A 22,365-nucleotide genomic window follows, 5' to 3' on the forward strand; every position below is an offset into this window, starting at 1 on the left:
CCCGCTCACGGCTGCGCGGCCCCGGTCTGCTCCGAACGCACCAGGGCGACGAACGGCACGACCTGCTGGGCGATGACCGTGTTGTATTCGCGCGGTCGTTGCCGCGGATCGGCGTGACCGGTGGTGCGCGTCAGCGTGACCATCAAGGTGCCGCCCACACCGCCGACGGTGTCGATCAGCACCCGGTGGGTATATGCGTCGTCGACGATCGGATCGCGATACGGATCGTGCGGGCGGATGAACACGACCGCCGGGCGAGGTTTGCGATCGGCGGGTTTCGCCAGAGCTCGCAGATCGTCGACGGCGCCGCTGGCCACGATGGCCTTGAACTGATCCTCGATGAGACCGTTGCTGGCGGCGTCGGTGTTGAAGATCTTCTGCCGCAGCACATCGGCGATCGTGCGCTGCAACTGCGCGGCCCGCACACCGGGCGGGCTCGACCGCGTGTCGATGAATTGGTCGTGGCGGGAATAGGTTTCGGCCAGCAACCGCAGGACACGGCTTTCGCGCACACCCGGGAACCAGCCGAACCAGCGCAGCAGGTCCTCGCCGCGATCACGGCTCTCCGGCCGGACCGCGGCCAGGTTCACCGGTGTGCAGTCCAGGATCACCGCGGCGAGTGTGCGGGTGCTGCGGGTGTGGATGTGTTTGGCGATCTCGAGTGCGAGCACCCCACCCATACTGTGTCCGACCAGCACCACATTGTGGATGTTCGCGGCCTCGGTCACCCGGATGATCAGATCGCTGATCACCTTCGTGTCGATGCCGGTGTTGTCGTAGCGCACCGCCCACACCGAACCCAGATTCCGCAGCGACGGCAGCGCGCGGGCGGTGTCGGAGGCGTCCAGCGCACCCAGGCCGACCAGATCGAACACCGCGGTGTCGCGGCCATCCTGGTTCACCGGGCTCGCGATCGGCAATACCGCCGGATCGGTGCGGGCCAGCCGGGCCTGTTCGGGAGCTATGTCGTAGCGCAGGTACTGAGCGAAAAGGACAAGGAGAACGATCGGCACGAGAGTCAGGCGCAGCAGCACTCTGCGGGTGCGGCCGAGGGCCCGCCACCGGTGTCCCGCACGGGTTCCGGACAGCCGGGCCCGCCGCCGCGCATCGTCATGATCCGCGACCGTGGACGGGTGCCGGTACTGCATAGGCATCCCCACCCACTGTAGGGGTGCTGTGCCCGGCGACGGTCATCCGTCGTCGCCGAGCAGGTGACGAGGTGCGGCCTGGCGCCACGAGTCCAGAATGATCGCCTCGAGTTCGGCGCGGTCGTCGAGGGCGGCCAGCCGGGCCCGCACCCACGGGTTACCGGCCTCGTGCGGGGCGATCCAGAATTTCCGGGGCTCGGCGACGACCAGTTCGTCGCGGTCGATGATCGGGCAGCGCACCGCCATCGACGTCTCCGCCTCGGGCAGGGTCAGGAACAATTTGCCCGCGACCCGGAAAATCGGCATCCCCCAGGCGAATTGCTCCGCCGTATCCGGTAGCGACAACGCGTAGTCGCGGGCGTCCTCCCCGGTTGCACTCATGGCCGGCATCCTGCCAGGTGACACCGACACCGAATTCGGCCTCGGCGCGAGTGACCGCCTCCGGTGATGCGCACGGGGCACTCATCCGAGGTGGCGGTGACTCCAGTCGGGCATGAACCAGCTGCTCGCGGTATCGGCGAACCGCTCCGGCGCCCAGCTGCCCGCGCCTTCGGGGATCACCCCGACCACATCGGCTCCGGTGACCGCCGGCAGATCGGTGCGATTGCATTCGGCGGCGAGATCCGGTGTGCGCGGCCAGGATCCGATGACCACCCCGGCACAGCGCACTCCCGCGGCATCGAGCGCGCGGGTGGTGAGTTCGGTGTGATTGAGGGTGCCCAGGCCCGCGGCGGCCACGACCAGCACCGGGGCGGCGAGTTTCTGTGCCAGTTCGACGACCGTGAACTCCCCGACCCGCACCAGCAGGCCGCCCGCGCCCTCGACGAGAGTCAGGTCGGCATCGGCGAGGCCGTCGATACCGGCCACCGTCTCGTCGAGTGTGAGCAGCGGCTGCCCACAGCGGCGAGCGGCGGTATCGGGTGCCAGCGGATCCGGATAGCGGGCCAGTTCGAGGGTGCGGGTGACGCCGGAGAGTCGCTGGATCACCGCGAGATCACCGGGCTCACCGGGCTCCACCCCGGTCTGGGCGGGTTTGCAGACCGCGACCGTGCGCCCGGCGGACCGGGCGGCCGCGGCGAGCGCGGCCGTGACGATGGTCTTCCCGACGTCGGTCGAGGTGCCGGTGACGATCAGCCTGGTCATGCGGCACTCCGTTCCCGCGCCCGCAGCAGTACCTCGTCCAGGACGCCGGCGATGGTGTCCATCTCGGCGTCGGTGAGGTCGGCGCGCGCGGTCAGCCGCAGCCGGGACGTGCCTTCGGGTACCGACGGCGGCCGGAAGCAACCGACGCTCAGGCCCCGGGCCCGGCACTGCTGCGCCGCGTCGAAGGCGACCTGCGCCGGTCCGAGGACCACCGAGACGACCGCCGAATCCGGTTGCGCCACATCGGTGATCGTCGCGAGTTCGGTGGCGCGGGCCAGGACCCGGCCGCCGAGTTCGGGTTCCGCGCGTAGCAGCCCCAGCGCCGCATGTGCCGCACCCACCGCGGCCGGCGCCAGGCCGGTGTCGAAGATGAAGGTGCGGGCGGTGTCGATCAGGTGTGCGCGCACCCGTTCCTCGCAGAGCACCACACCTCCCTGGGCGGCAAGGGCTTTCGACAGCGTCGCGGTCACGATCAGATCGGGTTGCCCGGCCAGGCCGACTTCGTGCACCAGACCTCGCCCGCCCGCGCCACGGACGCCGATACCGTGTGCCTCGTCCACGATCAGCACCGCGCCGTGGGCGCGGACCACCCGGTGCAGTTCCCGCAGCGGCGCCAGATCCCCGTCCGCGCTGAACACCGAATCGGTCAGGACCAGCGCACGTTCCTCGGTACGCTCGGCGAGCAGCCGCTCGACGGCGGCGACATCGCGGTGCGGGGCGACCTCCACCCGCGCGCGCGACAACCGGCAGGCGTCGACCAGTGAGGCGTGGCTACCGGCATCGGAGACCACCAGGGTGCCGCGACCGCCGAGCGCGGTGACCACGCCGAGGTTGGCGGCGTACCCGGAGGCGAACACCAGCCCGGCCTGCGTGCCGGTGAACTCGGCGAGATCGGCCTCGAACTCCTCGTGGGCGACGGTGGTGCCGGTGACCAGACGGGATCCAGTCGAACCGGTCCCCCAGGCCCGCACGGCCTCGATCGCACCCTCGACCACCAGCGGGTGGCGCGACAGGCCGAGATAGTCGTTGGAGGCGAGGTCGATGAGGTCGCTGTGGGCCGGCCGGGCCCGTAGCTGCCGTCGCAGTCCGGCGCGCGCTCGTTCGTCGGCACGCTCTTCCAGCCAGCTCAAAGGATCCACTTCGACGTCCTCCCGATCGTGAACGGCCGCTGCCGGCCGTCGCGGCGCGGGTTGCCGCTCGGGTGATCGGGTGCTGCCCGACCGGCATCCGCGCGTCGCACTCGAGTCACAGCTCGGAAGCATACTTGAACGCCGTTCAGGGCTACTGCGCCGGGGTCTGCGAGCAGTCCGGCGCCGTCCATCCGACCGCGGAATCGAACGCGCGCAACATCGCCCAGCCGGGCATGAGCCGCAGTCCGGTGTCGCGGGCCAGCACCGCCGGCGGCCACGACCACTGCGCCACCGATCCGATGAGCCGGGAGCGGTGCGCGAGCGCCCGGGTGCGCGGGCGGCGCAGCGAGTCGTAGCGACGCAGTTCCGCTGCCACATCGCGGCCGTCCAGGACGGCCGCGAGGGTGATGGCGTCCTCGAGCGCCTGATTGGCGCCCTGCCCCAGATTCGGCGTCATCGCGTGGGCGGCGTCGCCGAGCAGTGCGACGCGGCCACGCACGAACGACGGCAGATCGGGGAGCTCGTAGATGTCGTGGCGCAGTACCGCCTCCGGCGGCACCTCCGTGAGCAGCCGCCCGATCGGATCCGGCCAGGCGCCGAAACGCCTTCGTACCTCCGCGAATTCACCGCCGGGACGGTGCCCGCCCTCGGGTGCGTCGGCGACACCGAACAGGTAGACCCGTCCGTCCGGTAGCGGAACGACACCGAAACGTTCACCGCTGCCCCAGATTTCGCCGCCCTCGCGCAGTGGCGGCAGCGGCCGGGTGATCATCCGCCAGGCGGTGTATCCGGCGTATCGAGGTGGACGGGCGCCCGGGCAGACGGCCGCGCGCACGGTGCTGCGCAGCCCGTCGGCGCCCACGACGAGGTCGGCGGATTCGGTTCCCCCGTCGTATCGCACCCGATCGCCTTCGATCCCGGTGACCGTGACGCCCGGCCGCAGCCGATCGGGGCCGAGCGCCGCGCGCAGGATGTCGAACAGGTCGGCGCGGTGCACGGCGACGACCGATCCGTGCCGCGCGGCCATCTTGGCGGTATCGGTACGCGAGAGCCAGCGGCCGGACCGGTCCCGGATGCCACCCTCGGTGTCCACCATCGCCCGCGCCCGCACCGGATCACCCAGGCCGATCGCGTCGAGTGCCCGCAATCCATTGGGCCACAACGTCAGACCCGAACCGGCGGCACCGATCTCGGTGGTGCGCTCCCAGACCTGGACCTCATGTCCCCGGCGCCGCAGCGCGATGCCCGCGGCCAGGCCGCCGATACCACCGCCGACGACGATCACTCGCATTACCGCTCCCTGGGCTCGTGGGCGTCCGGAGTTCAGCCAAGCACACCCGCGGCGCTCATCCGGCGGCGGCGGTCGCCACCACCCCGGCAGTGATCCGGGCGATGTCGTCGGCGGTACTGATGAACGGCGGCATCGTGTAGACCAGATTCCGGAAGGGCCGCAACCACACTCCGGCCGCGACGGCGGCCCGGGTGGCGGCCACCATGTCGATCGAGTGGTCGAGCTCGACCACTCCGATGGCGCCCAGCACCCGGACATCGGTCACGCCCGGCACCTCGTGCGCGGCCGCCAGCCCGGACTTCAGCCCCGCCTCGATCCCGGCGACCTCACCGGCCCAGTTCCGCGACAGCAGCAATTCGATCGAGGCGACGGCGACCGCACAGGCCAGTGGATTGCCCATGAACGTCGGCCCGTGCATGAGCCCGCCGTGCGCGGCGCTGACGGTCTCGGCGATGCGCGTGGTGCACAGCGTCGCGGCCAGTGTCATGTACCCGCCGGTGATGGCCTTGCCCACACACATCACATCGGGTGCGACCCCGGCGGCCTCGGCAGCGAACAGCGTTCCGGTGCGGCCGAATCCGGTGGCGATCTCATCGAAGACCAGCAACACACCGTGCTCGTCGCACAGCCGGCGCAGCTCGTCGAGGTAGCGGGGATGGTGGAACCGCATCCCACCGGCGCCCTGGACGACGGGTTCCACGATCACCGCGGCGGTCTCGTGCGCATGCGCGGCGAGCAGCCGCTCGAGTTCCTCGACGTAACCGGAATCGAAATCGGCCGGCGGCACGGGTGCGAAGATCTGCTCGGCCAGCACATCGGTCCACAGCGCGTGCATGCCGCCCTCGGGATCGCACACGCTCATCGGGGTGAAGGTGTCACCGTGATATCCGCCGCGCCAGGTGAACAGCCGCCGCTTGCCCGGCTGTCCGAGCGCGCGCCAGTACTGCAGGCACATCTTGGCCGCGACCTCGACCGAGACCGATCCGGAGTCGCAGAGGAACACCTTGTCCAGGCCGTCGGGGGTCAGTTCCACCAGCAGCTGGGCCAGCCGCGCCGCGGGTTCGTGGGTGAGCCCGCCGAACATGACATGACTCATCCGCTGCGATTGCGCGAGGAGCGCGGCGTCGAGCACCGGATGCCGATAGCCGTGCACCGCGGCCCACCACGAGCTCATCCCGTCGACCAGTTCCCGGCCGTCGGCGAGGGTGAGCCGGGTACCGGCGGCGGAGGCGACGACCAGTGGTTCGGTCCCCGCGGGGAATCCGCCGTAGGGGTGCCACACGTGGGCGGCGTCGACAGCGGAGATCTGATCGGGAGTCAGGGCCACGCGGATCCCTTCACGAGACGGTCTTGAACGTCGTTCAAGTTAGCATCGCGCCGAAATCCGGCCGGTGGAGGTGGCCCGGGCTATTATTTGACTCAGTCAACAAATTGGGATCGGAGGGCCATATGACCACCGCGACCGGCACACCCGACTCCGGGCAGATCGCCGCCGTGCGCGCCTTCAACCGCCGCTACACCCGCCTGATCGGGGTGCTCGAGGAACATCTGCTCGACAGCGACTTCACCCTCACCGAGGCGCGCGTCCTGTTCGAACTCGCCCGCGGCGGTCCGATGGCGGTGCGGGCACTGCGCACCGAACTGGGCCTGGACCCCGGCTATCTGAGCCGGATGCTGGCCCGATTCGACAGCGCCGGCCTCGTCGAACGACAGCGATCCGACGCCGACGGCCGGTGCCTGCATGTCGAGCTCACCCCGGCCGGCCGGGCCGCGGCCGCCGATCTGGACCACCGTTCCACGCGGGGCATCGCCGATCTGCTGGCCGGGCACACCGCCGCAGACCGCACCCGCATCGTGGCGGCGATGCACACGGTCGAGCGCCTCCTCGACCCCACTGCCCCCGACCGCGAACTGCGCATCCGCGCACCCGAACCCGGTGACCACGGCTGGGTCGTACAGCGCAACGCGGCGATCTACGCCGCCGAATACGGCTGGAACGTGGAATACGAGGCACTGGTCGCCGGGATCGTCGCCGGGTATCTGGCCGGCCACGACCCGGACGCGGAACGTGCCTGGATCGCCGAATCCGGCGGAGTCGCGGTGGGCGCCGTGTTCTGTGTCCGCGAGGACGCCGAGACGGCCCGGTTGCGCCTGCTGCTGGTGGAACCGACGGCCCGCGGCCTGGGCGTCGGCACCGCGCTGGTCGAGCAGTGCCTGGGTTTCGCGGCCGCGGCCGGATACCGCGAGATCGTGCTGTGGACCAACGACGTCCTGGCCGCGGCCCGGCGGATCTACGTCCGCGCGGGCTTCGAACTCGTCGAATCCCACCCGCACAGCAGTTTCGGCGTCGACCTCGTCGGGCAGACCTGGCGACGCGAACTCCGGGCACAATAGCCGCCGGATCACCGGCCCGACCCCGCCCACCCGCGTAACCGCTTCCGGGGCGGCGGTTACTGTCGATGTATGGTCCGGCCCGACACCTCCGACGATATGACGCCCCTGGGCGTCTGGCCGGGCACCACCTATCCCCTGGGCGCCAGCTACGACGGCGCGGGCACGAACTTCTCGGTCTTCTCCGAAGTTGCCGACCTGGTCGAGCTGTGCCTGATCGACCGGGACGGCGGCGAACACCGGATCCCGCTCGACGAGGTCGACGGCTGTGTCCGCCATGCCTACCTGCCCACCGTCGCACCCGGGCAGCGCTACGGATTCCGGGTGCACGGACCGTACGATCCCGAACGCGGATTGCGATGCGACAGCAGCAAATTCCTGCTCGACCCGTACGGCAAGGCGTTCTCCGGACACTTCTCACCCGATCCGGCCCTGCACACCTTCGGCGCGGATACGCTGGGGCACACCATGACCGGAGTGGTGGTCAATCCGTATTTCGACTGGGCCGGCGACCGCGCACCGCGGCGTCCCTATCACGAGACGGTCATCTACGAGGCACATGTGAAGGGCCTGACGATGACCCATCCGGCGATCCCGCCCCGGCTGCGCGGCACCTACGCCGGTATCGCACATCCGGCGATCATCGAACATCTGCTGTCGCTGGGCGTCACCGCGATCGAGCTGATGCCCGTCCACCAGTTCCTGCACGACCGGATCCTGCTCGACCGCGGCCTGCGGAACTATTGGGGCTACAACAGCTTCGGCTATCTGGCACCGCACCACGGATACGCCGCCGATCCGCGTCCCGGCGCAGCGATCACGGAGTTCAAGGCGATGGTGCGCGCCCTGCACGGCGCGGGCATCGAGGTGATCCTGGACGTGGTGTACAACCACACGGCCGAGGGTAACCATCTCGGGCCCACGATCGGCCTGCGCGGTATCGACAACGCGGCTTATTACCGCCTCGCCGAGGACGACCCCGCGCACTACGTCGATTACACCGGCACCGGCAACAGCCTGAACGTACGTCATCCGCACACCTTGCAGCTCATCATGGATTCGCTGCGGTACTGGGTGCTCGAGATGCACGTCGACGGCTTCCGTTTCGATCTGGCCGCCGCCCTGGCCCGCGAGCTCCACGATGTGGACCGGCTGTCCACCTTCTTCGATCTGGTGCAGCAGGATCCGGTGGTGAGCCAGGTGAAACTGATCGCCGAACCGTGGGATGTCGGTGAGGGCGGCTATCAGGTCGGCAACTTCCCCGGCCTGTGGACCGAGTGGAACGGCAGATATCGCGATACCGTGCGCGACTACTGGCGCGGACGCCCGGCCACCCTCGGCGAGTTCGCGTCCCGGTTCACCGGTAGCTCGGATCTGTACGAGGCCACCGGTCGCCGGCCCGGCGCCAGCATCAACTTCGTCACCGCGCACGACGGCTTCACGCTGCGAGATCTGGTGTCCTACAACGACAAGCACAATCTCGCCAACGGCGAGGACAATCGCGACGGCGAGGACCACAACCGGTCCTGGAACTGCGGGATCGAAGGTCCCACCGACGATCCGGAGGTGTGCGCGCTGCGAGATCGCCAGAGCCGCAACATGATCGCCACGCTGGCGCTGTCACAGGGCACCCCGATGCTGCTGCACGGCGACGAGATCGGCCGCACCCAGCACGGAAACAACAACGCCTACTGCCAGGATGCACCGCTGTCGTGGCTGGACTGGGCGGCCGCCGCCAAGCACACCGAGCTGCTGTCGTTCACCCGCACCGCCTTCGCCCTGCGCCGCGCCCACCCGGTGTTCCGCCGCCGGCGGTTCTTCGACGGGCGGCCCGCCGGCGGTGGCAGGCATCGCGACATCGCGTGGTTCACTCCCGGCGGCACCGAGATGACCACCGCCGACTGGGACACCGGATTCGCCCGCTCGCTCGCGGTATTGCTCAACGGCGACGCGATCGCCGAACCGGGCCCACGTGGCGAACGGGTGCGAGATGATTCGTTCCTGCTGTGTTTCAATGCCCATGACGCACCCCTCGATTTCGCCGTACCCGGACCGGAATTCGGCGCGCACTGGTCGGTGGCGCTGGATTGCTCGACACCCACCGGGCGCGCAGATGCCACCTACCCCGCAGCGGCAACGATCGCCGTACCCGCTCGCTGCCTGCTTGTTCTCCGCCGTACCGAATCCACACCGATATCGAGATGACAGAAACGCCTTCCCCCGAACACCGCACCGGCCCCATCTCCCGCCGGACCTCCGTGCGCAGCACCTACCGACTGCAGTTGCGTCCCGACGCGCTGACCTTCGCCGATGCCCGCGCCATTGCCGAATATCTGCAGCAGCTGGGCATTTCGCACCTGTATCTGTCGCCGATCATGACCGCGATGCCGGGCTCGGCGCACGGCTACGACGTGACGGATCCGACCACGGTGTCGGCCGCCCTGGGCGGGCCCGCCGGCCTGAAGGCGCTCGCCGACGAGGTGCGCAGCCGCGGTATGGGTCTGATCGTCGACCTCGTGCCCAATCATGTCGGCGTCGGTGATCCGAAGAGCAATCCGTGGTGGTGGGACGTGCTGCGCAACGGCAAGAACTCCACCTTCGCGCACATCTTCGACATCGACTGGAGCACGGCCAACGGCGCCGGCGGCCGGCTGGCGCTGCCGGTGCTGCAGAGCGAGAACGATCCCGCGGCACTGACCGTCGACCGCTCCGGCCCCGAGCCCGTGCTGGCGCTGCACGATCTGCGTTTCCCGATCGCGCCGGGCACCGACGGCGAGAACGCGCTGCGCATCCACGACCGCCAGCACTATCGGCTGGTGAGCTGGAAGGCCGGCCTGTGCACCTACCGGCGGTTCCTGGCGGTATCCGGACTGGCCGCGATCCGGCAGGAAGATCCCGCGGTCTTCGATCTGACCCATCGCGAACTGGCGGCGTGGTGCGAACACGACCTGATCGACGGGGTTCGCGTCGACCATCCCGACGGCCTGTCCTATCCGGCCACCTATCTGGCCAAACTGCGGCGGCTGATCGGACCGCAGCGGCTGTTGCTGGTGGAGAAGGTGCTGGGCCCGAACGAACCGCTGGACGCCACCCTGCCGGTGGACGGCACCACCGGTTACGAAGCGCTGGCCGAAATCGGCGGGATCTTCGTGGATCCGGCCGGTGAGCCCGCGCTGACCGACCTGTCGCAGGAGGTCCTGGGGCACGGCAGTGACGCGGCGTGGATCGCCGACACCGAGCATCGCATCAAACGGGCGGTCGCCGAACGACTGCTGGTGCCCGAGGTCCGGCGGCTGGTCGGCGCGGTCAAGCGCGACGCCGCGGTCAACGGCTTCGATTCGGCCGCGATCAGCGATATGGCGCTGACCAACGCCACCATCGAGGTGCTGTCGCATCTACCGGTGTACCGCACCGACTACGCACCCCTGCCCGGCATCCTCACCACGGTCGTGGCCGGGGTGCAGCAGCGCAACCGGGAGCTCACCGCACCGCTGTCGGTCCTCGTTCGCGCGGTCGCCGCGGGCGGGGAGGCGGCCCGGCGGCTGCATCAGGTCGGTGGTGCGGTGGCGGCCAAGGCGGTCGACGACACGATGTTCTATCAGGCCGCCCGGCTGGTGTCGCTGCAGGAGATGGGTGGTGATCCGGGCCGTTTCGGCCGGTCGGTCCTGGAATTCCATCTCGCCAACGCCGAACGCGCGGTGCGGCATCCGGCCGCCATGACCACACTGTCGACACACGACACCAAACGCGGCGAGGATGTGCGCGCCCGCATCACGGTGCTGTCGCAGATCGCCGACAGCTGGGCGCATGCGGCCGGGGCCTGGCTGGAACTGGCACCGCCGCCGGACGGGCCGACCGCGGTCTTCCTGCTGCAGAACATGTTCGGAGTGTGGCCGGTCGACGGCCGCCGCCCCGCCTCGGTGCCGCGGTTGCGTGAGCGCCTGCATCTGTTCGCCGAGAAGGCCGTGCGCGAGGCCGGATTGCGGTCGTCGTGGGAGGAGCCCGATCTCGATTTCGAGGCCGAGGTGCACCGCTGGCTCGACACGGTGATCGACGGGCCGGTCGGCGCCGAGCTGGGCGAGTTCGCCAGCCGGCTGGCGCCGCACGCATGGTCGGATTCGCTGGGCCAGAAGTTGCTGCAGCTGTGCGGACCCGGTATCCCGGACGTGTACCAGGGGTGCGAGCTGTGGGAGGACGCCCTGGTCGATCCGGACAACCGGCGGCCGGTCGATTTCGGGCACCGGCTCGCGATGCTGCAATCGCTCACCGGCACACCGGAATTGGAGAGTTCGGGCGCCGCGAAGATGTGGATCGTGGCCTATGCGCTGTGGTTGCGGCGCGAGCGGCCGGACTGCTTCGTCGGCGGTTCCTACACTCCGCTGTTCGCCACCGGCGACCGCAGCGAGCACATGATCGGCTTCGGCCGCGGTCGCGTCGGCGAATCACCGCAGGTCATCGTGGCGGCCACCCGATACAGCCTCGCCCTGGCCGAGGGCGGGTGGAGCGATACCGTCCTGGATCTGCCCTCGGGCACCTGGACGGACCGCTTCACCGGCCACACCTTCACCGGGCGCACCCGGCTGGAGAAGTTGTTCGCGCGGCTGCCGGTGGCGCTGCTGGTGCGCTGAGGCGATCAGTAGGCCGAGAACACGCTGTCGATGGACCCGTATCGATGCGCCGCGTAGTTGCAGGCAGCGGCGATGTTGGCGACCGGGTCGTAGATGTCCCACGAGGTGCCGTCGACGTGGTAGGCCTGGAAGGTCGGGTCGATGACCTGCATCAGGCCCTTCGACGGGATACCGGCCGCGGCATTGGAGTCGTAGAGGTTGATCGCACGCGGATTACCGCCGGACTCCCGCATGGCGTTGCGATAGATGCCGTCGTAGCTGCCGGGGACGCCGTGCTGATTCATCACGAACAGCGCGTTCTTGATCCAGCCGTCGAGGTTGTCGGCGAAGGCCGGCGGCAACAGCTGCGGCAGCGGTTGCGGCAGGGTCCGCATGAACCCCTGTACCTGGTCCTGCTGCGGCGGCGGCAACTGCTGCTGCCACTGCCCCGCCTGGATCTGGACCTGGTCGGCACCGGCCTGCAACTCCGGCGGCACACCGGTGATCGGCTGCGCTTGGGCGATGGCGGGCGCGCTCACGACGGCGGCGAGGGCAGCGAGGGGCAACAGTCTTCTGATGTGCATGGCGAAATGAGCTCCGGATACATCGAACGGTGGGTAGGCACCATCGCGACGATTCACAGAGCGAAAGACTGCTCGCCGCGGCAAAAACAGACCATCGGTCCGCTTCCTGGCGAGTCACAGAATGGTTGCGCCAAATGAACATAAACATAACGAAGGGTGAACAGGCGGTGTTATTACGCTGAGAAAAACTCGCCTCACCAGTACGAACGTGTGGAGAGTCACAGCGCGGTAACGGGCCGCCGGTGACGTCCACACCACACGGGCGGCCCACACATCGAGCCCCTCGTCCGGCAACGACCGCCGGCATCGGCCATCGGATCGCCGATCGTCAGGCGGCGGTGCCGTCGGTCGCCGGGCTGTGCGCAACGGCGCTCGCGGGCCCGGCCTCGCCGTCGGCGCCGACCGCGAGGGTCGGCGGCGCGGCGCCGAGTTCCTCGGTCCAGCGCACCACATTGGGCGGGTTGTAGGTCTCGCACGGTGTCACACAATCGGCGAGATAGACCCGGCGGTCATCGGGCGCGGACAGCCGCCGCCAGGAATCGCGATAGAAGCGCGTATTGCCCGGATTACGCAGCATCCCCGCGAAATTCAGAACCCGATAGAACAGCGTCAGCGAGTCATGCGGTTGCACGGGCTCCCCCGGCTCGGCGGCGGACGCGCGGTCCGATCCCGCCAGCAACTGCTCGATACGGTCGCCGTCGAAAGACAGCCCGGCCACGCGAGCCTGATCGACCATCCAGCGCAAGGTGATGTCGGACAGGCGACTGTCGCCGTAACCGCCGCCGATATCGGTGTGCACGCCCTCGAACCACACCTGCCGGACCCGGTCGGCACCCTGCGGCCCGCCCTCGGGTTCGTCGGTGATCTCCCACAGGCACGGCGCGTACATCCGGCGGCGCTCGTCGATCGCCAGGGCCTGGCGGGCATAACGGACATTCGGCGACAACCGCACATCATGGAAGCGGTAACGCCGGGAGGTCAGCAGCGGTACCCCGAGCGCACCGACAGTGTCGAAGACCCCGACGAAGGTGATCGGCACCGGATACACGCAGTGCTGTTCGCGGAACTCGACCCACTCCGGCCGATCGGGGCCGTCCGGATCCAGTTTGCGCTGGCGGTAGATTCGTTGTGCCCGCGGGTACGCCCGGTCGACCATGGCGTCGGCGGTGAGCAATCCGAGCCGGTTGATCATCCCCACCAGACTGCGTGCGGTGTAGGCACCGCGGCTGAATCCGAAGATGTAGATCTCGTCGCCGGGTTCCCAGTTCAGCGCGAGCTGCCAGTACATGGTGGACAGGTTGGCGTCCAGGCCCAGCCCGAAGGCGCCGCCGAGCAGTCTGTCGGCCAGATAGCCGCGAGACCCGGGCCCGTCCACATAGAAAACCCGTTGTCCCACATGCTCACCCGAGTCGGTGGTGGCACTCGACCGCACCGACTCGGCGATCTTCACGACATTGGAGACGGTCGGATTGCTCTCCGAGCCCCACGTGCCGTCGCAACACACGACCAGACGCTTCATATCCGCAATCCTCCCGCCCCGGACCTACTCGATCCCGAGTAGTCGACTACTCGAATCATCGTGCCCGGCGTGTGATTACGTCAATGCGCACGCGCGGCGAGTGGCACGGTGGCGGGAAACTTCGCGGGCCGGTCGCACCGGGATGTCCGCGCAGCGCGCCGCCGGCGGGAGCCGACATCCGGCCGATCGCGACTCGAGCTACCCCCGGAAGATGAAGGGGCCGTGCGCGAGGCTCCGCCCGATCAGCGAAACCCCGTGCACGGCAACAAATTCGAACTACCCCCGATACGGATGGTTGGAGAAGTGGACCTCACCCGGTTCGGGCAGATGCGCCGCGCCGACGGTGACGGTGCCGACGAAATTGCCGTAACCGGGGCTGAACAGCGCCGAGTATCCGCTGTTGCCCCAATACCCGGGCCCGTTGGCGGTCTGGGTGAAACTACCCGTTTCCCCGGTGTCGACATTGCGCCAGTTCAGCGTGATGTCGAGGGTGCAGTGCCCCACGCCGGTCAAGGGGCCGCCGACGGTGAACGCCGCCATTCCCGGATACGCGTCGCCGTGGACGGAGGAGTCGATGACCGCCACGCACGGACCGTTGGTCATCGAGTAGACGGTGGCGAACTTGCCCCCGGTGTCGTCGGCGGACGCCGGCGCCGCGGTGGCCAGCACCGCCCCCGCGCCCGCCAGCCCGGCCGCCGCGAGCGCGGCGACGGAACGACTCTTCATGGTTCGAAACGACTGCATGAAACCACCCATCGTTCGTATATCGGATTCACCACCGCGCAACCGTGCCGGTGGTTTCGACGTCGGATGACGATGACGGCCGACCGCCCTCGTCACGGCCGACCGTCATCGGCGAGACGGGCGATCGGCACGCTGCCACCCGACAGCTGCGATATCACCGATCACCACACGGGGACGGCGTTCGTCTCTCGCCGATCGGGATATCGCTGTCGAACCGCCCGGACGTTACCAGCGTCACCATGACCGGCGGCCGGCTATGACCGCCGGGCGAGCGGCGCGACGGCGGCGGCGCGGTGAGATCGACCACGCCGCCGTGCGCGATTGCGGCGAATTTCCTGGACCGATGGAGCCGCGCGGCCACAGAAATGCCAACGATGTGATTCGGGTGCCCCGAGTCCGGCGGGTCCCGGGAGAATTTCGACTAGGATCGGCGCGTGGCTGACTCGGGATTCGTTCACCTTCACAACCACACCGAGTACTCGATGCTCGATGGCGCCGCCAAGATCACGCCCCTGTTCAAGGAGGCCGAGCGGCTCGGGATGACCGCGGTCGGCATGACCGACCACGGCAACATGTTCGGCGCCTCCGAGTTCTACAACTCGGCCAAGAAACAGGGCATCAAGCCCATCGTCGGCATCGAGGCCTACATCGCGCCCGAGTCCCGGTTCAACTCCAAACGCGTTCGCTGGGGTGATCCGAGCCAGAAGGGTGACGACGTCTCGGGTTCGGGCGCCTACACCCATATGACGATGGTCGCGGAGAACGCGACCGGTCTGCGCAATCTGTTCAAGCTCTCCTCGCTGGCCTCGATCGAAGGGCAGCTCGGTAAGTGGTCGCGCATGGACGCCGAGATCATCGCCGAGCACGCCGAGGGCATCATCGCCACCACCGGCTGTCCCTCGGGCGAGGTGCAGACCCGGCTGCGCCTGGGGCACGAGCGCGAGGCGCTCGAGGCCGCGGCCAAGTGGCAGGAGATCTTCGGTAAGGAGAACTTCTTCCTCGAGGTGATGGACCACGGCCTGTCCATCGAGACCCGGGTGCGCCAGGGCCTGCTCGAGGTCGGCAAGAAGCTGGGCATTCCCGCGCTGGCCACCAACGACTGCCACTACGTCCACGAGACCGACTCCACCAACCACGAAGCGCTGCTGTGCATTCAGACCGGCAAGACACTGTCGGACCCGACCCGCTTCAAATTCGACGGTAGTGGCTACTATCTCAAATCCGCCGCCGAGATGCGCGCCATCTGGGATGGCGAGGTTCCGGGCGCGTGCGACAACACGGTGCTGATCGGTGAGCGCGTGCAGTCCTACGAGGACGTGTGGACCCACCGCGACCGGATGCCGATCTTCCCGGTGCCCGAGGGCCACGATCAGGCCAGCTGGCTGCGCGAGGAGGTGCGCCGCGGTCTGGACCGCCGGTTCCCGGACGGGCCGCCGCAGAAGTACATCGATCAGGTCGACTACGAGATCGGCGTCATCCTGGAGATGGGCTTCCCGGCCTACTTCCTGGTCGTCGGCGACCTGATCAACCACGCCCGCGAGGTCGGCATCCGCGTCGGCCCGGGCCGTGGTTCCGCGGCGGGTTCGCTGGTCGCCTTCGCGCTGGGTATCACCAATATCGACCCGCTCCCGCACGGTCTGCTGTTCGAGCGGTTCCTGAACCCCGAGCGCGTGTCGATGCCCGATATCGATATCGACTTCGACGATCGCCGTCGCGGTGAGATGGTGCGCTACGCCGCGGAGAAGTGGGGCACCGATCGGGTCGCCCAGGTCATCACCTTCGGCACCATCAAAACCAAGGCCGCGCTGAAGGATTCGGCCCGCGTCCTGCACGGCCAGCCGGGTTTCGCCATCGCCGACCAGATCACCAAGGCGCTGCCCCCGCCGATCATGGCCAAGGACATCTCGGTCTCGGGTATCACCGATCCCGAGCACGAGCGGTACAAGGAAGCCGCCGAGGTCCGCACCCTGATCGAGACCAATCCGGAGATCGCCAAGATCTACGAGACGGCCAAGGGTCTCGAGGGCCTGATCCGCAACGCGGGTGTGCACGCCTGCGCGGTCATCATGTCGTCCGAACCGCTCACCGACGCGATCCCGGTGTGGAAGCGCGCCCAGGACGGCGCCATCATCACCGGCTGGGACTATCCCTCCTGTGAGGCCATCGGCCTGCTGAAGATGGACTTCCTGGGCCTGCGCAACCTGACGGTGATCGGTGACGCGCTGGACAACATCCAGGCCAACCGCGGTATCGACCTCGATATGGACACGCTGCCGCTCGACGATCCCGCCACCTTCGAATTGCTCTCGCGCGGTGACACTCTCGGCGTGTTCCAGCTCGACGGCGGGCCCATGCGCGATCTGCTGCGCCGGATGCAACCCACCGCGTTCGAGGACATCGTCGCCGTCGGCGCGCTGTATCGCCCCGGCCCGATGGGCATGAACGCGCACAACGACTACGCCGATCGCAAGAACAACCGGCAAGAGGTCAAGCCGATCCATCCGGAGCTCGAGGAACCGCTCAAGGACATCCTCGGCGAGACCTTCGGCCTGATCGTCTACCAAGAGCAGATCATGCACGTCGCGCAGAAGGTGGCCGGATACTCGCTCGGCCGAGCCGACATTCTGCGCCGCGCGATGGGTAAGAAGAAGGCCGAGGTCCTCGAGGCCGAGTTCGAGGGCTTCGAGAAGGGCATGCTCGACAACGGGTTCACCAAGGCCTCGATCAAGGCCCTGTGGGACACCATCCTCCCGTTCGCCGGCTACGCGTTCAACAAATCGCACGCCGCCGCCTACGGCCTGGTCTCGTACTGGACGGCCTATCTCAAGGCGAACTATCCGGCCGAATACATGGCCGCCCTGCTCACGAGCGTCGGCGACGACAAGGACAAGGCCGCGGTCTACCTGTCGGACTGCCGGCGCCTGGGCATCACCGTGCTACCACCGGATGTGAACGAGTCCGAGCACAACTTCGCCTCGGTCGGCACGGATATCCGCTTCGGGCTGGGCGCGGTGCGCAATGTCGGCGCCAATGTGGTGTCCTCGATCATCGCCGCGCGCAAGGAGAAGTCGAAGTACACCGATTTCTCCGACTATCTGAACAAGATCGACACCGTCGCCTGTACCAAGAAGGTCACCGAATCCCTCATCAAGGCAGGCGCTTTCGACTCGCTCGACCATCCCCGCAAGGGATTGCTGCTGGTACATTCCGATGCCATCGACGCGGTGATGTCCACCAAGAAGGCCGAGGCGATCGGCCAGTTCGATCTGTTCGGCGGGCTCGACGACGGTGACGAATCGATGGCCTCGGTCTTCGATGTGAAGGTGCCCGACGAGGAGTGGGAGTCCAAGCACAAGCTCGCGCTCGAGCGAGAGATGCTGGGGCTCTACGTCTCCGGGCATCCGCTCAACGGTGTCGAACATGTTCTCGCGGCACAGGCGGACACCCATATTCCCGCGATTCTGCAGGGCGATGTGAAGGACGGCGCCCAGGTCACCATCGGCGGCATCCTCGCCTCGGTGAACCGCCGCGTCAACAAGAACGGCCTGCCCTGGGCCTCGGCGCAGATCGAGGACCTCACCGGTGGGATCGAGGTCCTGTTCTTCCCGCAGTCCTATTCGGTGTACGGCATGGATATCGCCGAGGACGCGGTGGTGCTGGTCAAGGCCCGCGTCTCGGTCCGCGACGACCGGATCTCCCTGATCGCCAACGATCTGGTGGTCCCGGACCTGTCATCGATCGGCATGGAGAAGCCGCTGTCGGTCACCATCCCGACCCGGCTGTGCACCCCGGACAAGGTCGGCGCCCTCAAGCGCGTGCTGTCCAGCCACCCCGGCACGGCCGACGTCCACATCCGCCACATCGGATCGCGCGAGAAGACCACTCTGCTCAAGGTCGCCGACAATCTGCGCGTTTCCCCCTCCTCGGCGCTAATGGGCGACCTCAAGGCACTGCTCGGCCCGGGTTGCCTGGCCGGCTGAACGACACCGGAGGCTGCGGCACACGTTGTGCCGCAGCACATTCGAACCGAGATTCGATCGCCTGTCGTCGCCGCCTCGACGTCGATGCCCGGACGGTCGCCGACTACACCGGGCGGGGAGCCGATCGGGTCGTGTTCACCAGGAAGCCGTGGGCGACCGGCGTTCGCGTGGCGAAGAGGCGTGGCGGTGATCCGCGGCCGATGCGGCGCCCGCGATCCAGCGCAGGGCGGCGACGGCGGCGGCGCTGAGTACGGCGAACTGGGCCGATCCGGTGATCAGGAGCAGTGCCGCCGCGACGACCAGGCCGAGGGCGAGAGCCTCGAGCTTGTAGGCGGGCCAGGGCACGCCCGCGACGGTCACCGTGCGGGTGGCACGATGGCTGCTGCGGGAAATGGGGCTGACCACGGTCATGTTGTCAGGCTACACGTAGTCATGATTTCGGTCCACCGAACATTTGCGAGGGTTTTGCGGTGGGAACACATCGCCGCGCCGCGCTGTTGTGCCGGTCATGCCACTCACCGGAGAATACGAACCGAGTACATCCAACTGGGCCCGCGAGCAGGCCGAGAAGTTCGAGGCCTCCAACGGAGCTCTAGCCAACACGCTGCTCGATCGCGGGATTCCCATCATCATGGTGACCAGCATCGGCGCCAAGACCGGCAAGTTGCGCAAGACCCCGCTCATGCGGGTCGAGCACAACGGCGAATACGCGGCCGTGGCCTCGCTCGGCGGGGCGCCGAAGAATCCGGTCTGGTACTACAACCTCAAGGCCAACCCGACGGTCGAACTGCGCGACGGTGACATCGTCAAGGACTACACCGCACGCGAGGTCACCGGCGACGAGAAGGCCGTGTGGTGGGAGCGTGCCGTCGCGGCCTATCCCGATTACGCCGACTACCAGACGAAGACGACCCGGCAGATCCCGGTATTCGTATTGACGCCGAAGTCCTGAGACGCACACCTGATCCAGCGCTGCGACGCTCCCGGTCCGGCCGGGGCGTCGCACTCGTATGTCCCGGCCGGACCCACACCGGCCCGGGCCCGCGGTGCGGGAACACCTGCTGCCGGTCGGTGCCACAGCCGGGCCCGATAGCATGTTCGGGTGCCTGATCCGCTGGATGTCGTAGAGAAAGTGTCCGTTCCGCTGCCCGAACTGAGCGCGGACGAGATCGACGCGGCCGCGAAGCGAATTTCCGATATCGTCGAGCCGACGCCGCTCCAGCGAATCGAGCGGTTGTCGGCGGCCACCGGCGCGAACGTCTACCTCAAGCGTGAGGACCTCACCGCGGTCCGCTCCTACAAGCTGCGCGGCGCCTACAACCTGATCGTGCAGCTCGACGCCGCCGAACGCGCGGCCGGCGTGGTCACCGCCAGTGCGGGCAACCACGCCCAGGGAGTGGCGTTCGCCTGCCGGGCCATGGGCATCCAGGGCCGCATCTATGTACCGACCACGACGCCGAAACAGAAGCGCGACCGCATTCGCGCGCACGGCGGCGAGTACGTGGAACTGATCGCTGTCGGCGACACCTTCGACGCCGCTGCCGCCGCGGCCGCCACCGATGTGCAACGCACCGGTGCGACGATGGTCCCGCCGTTCGACGACGTGCGTACCGCCGCCGGGCAGGGCACCGTCGCGGTGGAACTGCTCGAGCAACTGCCGACCCCGCCTGATCTGGTGATCATCCCGGTGGGTGGGGGTGGTTGCCTCGCCGGGATCGGGACCTATCTGCGGGAGCGCGCGCCCGGCACCGCCATTCTCGGCGTCGAGCCCACGGGCGCGGCGTCGATGACGGCGGCGCTGATCGCGGACGGCCCGGTCACTCTCCCCGATATCGATCCGTTCGTCGACGGCGCCGCGGTGCGCCGGGTCGGCGATCTGCCCTATGCCACGGTGTCGAAATTCGGCGGGCGGGTGGTGACGCACGCGTCCCTGCCACTGCTCATCGGCACCGAATCTCCCCGGGGCGCAGGCACATTCCGCATGATGCGCGTCGACGAGGGTGCGATCTGCACCGCCATGCTCGACCTGTACCAGAACGAGGGTGTGGTGGCCGAGCCCGCCGGTGCGCTGGCGGTGGCGGCCCTGGCCGAGATCGATGTCGAGCCGGGCTCCACTGTGGTGTGCCTGCTCTCCGGCGGCAACAACGACATCTCACGCTACGGCGAGGTGATCGAGCGTTCCCTGGTGCATCGCGGGCTCAAACACTATTTCCTGGTGAACTTCCCGCAGGAACCCGGTGCGCTGCGCCGATTCCTCGACGAGGTGCTCGGTCCCGACGACGACATCACCCTGTTCGAATACACCAAGCGCAACAATCGGGAGACCGGTGCCGCGCTCGTCGGTATCGAACTGGGCTCGCCCGCCGGGCTGGATCCGCTGCTGGCCCGTATGCACGACTCCCTCATTCAGTGCCAGCAGCTGGATCCCGATTCGCCCACCTACCGTTTCCTGACCTGATCACCGTCACGGACTGCCCGGTGCCGTACGAGTCCCGTACGGCACCGGGCAGTCTGTCGTCATGACGCGATCACGCGGCGCGTTGCTGTTGCGGGCGGCGGCCGCCACGCATGGCCCGGGCGCCACGCACGGCCAGCGGCAGCACCCAGGCCGCGGCCAGCTGATCCCAGACGAACGACTGCGGCGTGAACCGGTTGTGCACGAAGCCGACGGACAGGCCCAGTCGCGGTTCGGCCCAGCCGAACGAGCCGGCCAGGCCGATGTGACCGAATCCGGTGGCGGCCCCGGGGATCGGGAACGTGTGGTAGCCCAGGTGCCACAGCATCGGGAAGTAGAACAGAGCGTGATCGAGCTGGCGTGTCTGCACGCGCCGGATCCGGCGCATGGTCTGCGCCGACAGATACCGGCGACCGGCGACCATTCCGTCGTCGGCGAGGACGCCGTATACCGAAGCCAGTGCGTTCGCGGTGAATACGCCGTTGCCGGCCGGCATCTCGGTCGCGAGGATGGACGGATCGGCCCCCTCGAAGAGGGCCTGCAGGCCGGGCAGGAACAGCGCACGGGTCGCGGCGCCCGCCGGCCCCGGGAAACGGCCCGCCTGCCCGAGGATCAGTCCACCCAGCGCCGTACCGGCCAGCGCCAGCCGCGAGCCGGCGAGCGCGGCGACGGTGGTGGCCGATCCCGGTTCCGGGCGCCCCAGGTGCAGGCCGTCGAGGCCGAGCGGTTCGGCGACCTCGACCCGGAACAGCTCACGCATACTCGTGCCGGTGACCGCGCGGGCCAATCCCGCCAGCAGCCATCCGTAGGTCAGGGCATGATAGGCCGGAACGCCCAGCAACCGGTCCGGCGCCGCCGCGGCCAGGCGGTGCTCCATGAGTTCGTGATCGAGTACCTCGTCGAGTCCCCCGGCGACGCGCGGCAGCGAGGACAACCCGGCGCGATGAGTGAGCAACTGCGCCACCGTGATTCGAGATTTCCCCGCGGCGCCGAATTCCGGCCAGTACTCCGCGACGGGAGCGGCGTAGTCGATGAGGCCGCGGTCGGCCAGGCGATGCACGACCGTCGAGGCGATGCCCTTGGTCGCGGAAAATGCGACGCTGCCGGTGTCGCGCGTCCAGGCGACGCCCTCTTCGGCATATCCGGTCCAGACCTCGACCACCGGCTCCCCGTGGCGGTGCACGGTCAGCCCACCGCCGGCTCCGGTACGCCCCCCGACGATGCGCGCGAAATTGCGCACCAGAGGTTCGAATTCGACCGCGGCGTGGCCGCGCACACCGGCGGGCAGAGCCGCCGAACCAGCGGGGAAAGCGTCGTTGCTCACCCATCTACGGTACGGGCGTACCGTTGTGGGGGCAATGCTGTTGTCCGAG

The 22,365-nt window shown here is 68.4% G+C and carries 17 protein-coding genes; 6 read left to right on the forward strand and 11 right to left on the reverse strand.

The window, feature by feature from the left end:
- Nucleotides 1-5: 5 nt before the first annotated feature.
- The 6 genes from AB0L57_RS17510 to AB0L57_RS17535 form a co-directional block, all read right to left on the reverse strand.
- Nucleotides 6-1,154, reverse strand: coding sequence for an alpha/beta fold hydrolase (locus AB0L57_RS17510; protein ID WP_364962817.1), 1,149 nt, complete (start codon nt 1,152-1,154; stop codon nt 6-8).
- Nucleotides 1,155-1,190: 36 nt separating this feature from the next.
- The gene (locus AB0L57_RS17515; RefSeq protein ID WP_364962819.1) at nt 1,191-1,529 is read right to left on the reverse strand and encodes an MmcQ/YjbR family DNA-binding protein; all 339 of its coding nucleotides are present in this window, start codon (nt 1,527-1,529) and stop codon (nt 1,191-1,193) included.
- An 81-nt stretch (nt 1,530-1,610) separates the two neighbouring features.
- A complete protein-coding gene (gene bioD, locus AB0L57_RS17520) occupies nt 1,611-2,291 on the reverse strand; it encodes a dethiobiotin synthase (protein ID WP_364962821.1) in 681 nt (226 codons plus the stop codon).
- On the reverse strand, nt 2,288-3,421 hold the full coding sequence (locus AB0L57_RS17525) for an 8-amino-7-oxononanoate synthase (protein WP_364963460.1): 1,134 nt from the start codon (nt 3,419-3,421) through the stop codon (nt 2,288-2,290). Before AB0L57_RS17525 ends, bioD begins: the two co-directional genes overlap by 4 nt.
- A 151-nt stretch (nt 3,422-3,572) precedes the next feature.
- A complete protein-coding gene (locus AB0L57_RS17530; RefSeq protein ID WP_364962823.1) occupies nt 3,573-4,712 on the reverse strand; it encodes an FAD-dependent monooxygenase in 1,140 nt (379 codons plus the stop codon).
- A gap of 55 nt (nt 4,713-4,767) precedes the next feature.
- Nucleotides 4,768-6,039, reverse strand: coding sequence for an adenosylmethionine--8-amino-7-oxononanoate transaminase (locus tag AB0L57_RS17535; RefSeq protein WP_364962826.1), 1,272 nt, complete (start codon nt 6,037-6,039; stop codon nt 4,768-4,770).
- Nucleotides 6,040-6,161: 122 nt separating this feature from the next.
- Here AB0L57_RS17535 and AB0L57_RS17540 point away from each other — a divergent pair, with 122 nt between their 5' ends.
- The 3 genes from AB0L57_RS17540 to treY all read left to right on the forward strand — a co-directional run bounded on the left by AB0L57_RS17540 (nt 6,162) and on the right by treY (nt 11,731).
- Nucleotides 6,162-7,106, forward strand: coding sequence for a bifunctional helix-turn-helix transcriptional regulator/GNAT family N-acetyltransferase (locus AB0L57_RS17540; RefSeq protein WP_364962828.1), 945 nt, complete (start codon nt 6,162-6,164; stop codon nt 7,104-7,106).
- Nucleotides 7,107-7,202: 96 nt separating this feature from the next.
- Entirely contained in the window at nt 7,203-9,308 is a 2,106-nt protein-coding gene (gene glgX / locus AB0L57_RS17545) for a glycogen debranching protein GlgX (protein WP_364963463.1), read from the forward strand.
- Nucleotides 9,305-11,731, forward strand: a complete 2,427-nt coding sequence (gene treY, locus AB0L57_RS17550; RefSeq protein WP_364962830.1) for a malto-oligosyltrehalose synthase — start codon at nt 9,305-9,307, stop codon at nt 11,729-11,731. Before glgX ends, treY begins: the two co-directional genes overlap by 4 nt.
- Nucleotides 11,732-11,736: 5 nt before the next feature.
- Here treY and AB0L57_RS17555 read toward each other — a convergent pair whose 3' ends face one another.
- The 3 genes from AB0L57_RS17555 to AB0L57_RS17565 all read right to left on the reverse strand — a co-directional run bounded on the left by AB0L57_RS17555 (nt 11,737) and on the right by AB0L57_RS17565 (nt 14,539).
- Nucleotides 11,737-12,294, reverse strand: coding sequence for a transglycosylase SLT domain-containing protein (locus AB0L57_RS17555; RefSeq protein WP_364962832.1), 558 nt, complete (start codon nt 12,292-12,294; stop codon nt 11,737-11,739).
- A 328-nt stretch (nt 12,295-12,622) separates the two neighbouring features.
- Complete coding sequence (locus AB0L57_RS17560; protein ID WP_364962834.1) at nt 12,623-13,813, reverse strand: DUF2235 domain-containing protein; 1,191 nt, start codon at nt 13,811-13,813, stop codon at nt 12,623-12,625.
- Between the two features lie 276 nt (nt 13,814-14,089).
- Nucleotides 14,090-14,539 (reverse strand): hypothetical protein, encoded by a 450-nt coding sequence (locus AB0L57_RS17565; protein WP_364962837.1) that lies wholly within the window; start codon nt 14,537-14,539, stop codon nt 14,090-14,092.
- Between the two features lie 452 nt (nt 14,540-14,991).
- Between AB0L57_RS17565 and dnaE the strand changes: the two genes are divergently transcribed.
- Nucleotides 14,992-18,537, forward strand: a complete 3,546-nt coding sequence (dnaE, locus tag AB0L57_RS17570; protein ID WP_364962840.1) for a DNA polymerase III subunit alpha — start codon at nt 14,992-14,994, stop codon at nt 18,535-18,537.
- A gap of 135 nt (nt 18,538-18,672) precedes the next feature.
- Here dnaE and AB0L57_RS17575 read toward each other — a convergent pair whose 3' ends face one another.
- Nucleotides 18,673-18,948, reverse strand: coding sequence for a hypothetical protein (locus AB0L57_RS17575; RefSeq protein ID WP_364962842.1), 276 nt, complete (start codon nt 18,946-18,948; stop codon nt 18,673-18,675).
- A 97-nt stretch (nt 18,949-19,045) separates the two neighbouring features.
- Between AB0L57_RS17575 and AB0L57_RS17580 the strand changes: the two genes are divergently transcribed.
- Both AB0L57_RS17580 and ilvA read left to right on the forward strand, forming a co-directional pair.
- Nucleotides 19,046-19,489, forward strand: a complete 444-nt coding sequence (locus AB0L57_RS17580) for a nitroreductase family deazaflavin-dependent oxidoreductase (protein ID WP_364962845.1) — start codon at nt 19,046-19,048, stop codon at nt 19,487-19,489.
- A gap of 150 nt (nt 19,490-19,639) precedes the next feature.
- Entirely contained in the window at nt 19,640-20,995 is a 1,356-nt protein-coding gene (gene ilvA / locus AB0L57_RS17585; protein ID WP_364962847.1) for a threonine ammonia-lyase IlvA, read from the forward strand.
- A 70-nt stretch (nt 20,996-21,065) separates the two neighbouring features.
- On the opposite strand, the gene AB0L57_RS17590 is transcribed toward ilvA, so the two are convergent.
- Nucleotides 21,066-22,316, reverse strand: a complete 1,251-nt coding sequence (locus tag AB0L57_RS17590) for a serine hydrolase domain-containing protein (RefSeq protein ID WP_364962849.1) — start codon at nt 22,314-22,316, stop codon at nt 21,066-21,068.
- Nucleotides 22,317-22,365: the final 49 nt, after the last annotated feature.

Origin of the sequence: Nocardia sp. NPDC052254, from assembly GCF_040679495.1 — a bacterium.
Classification (GTDB): Bacteria; Actinomycetota; Actinomycetes; order Mycobacteriales; family Mycobacteriaceae; genus Nocardia.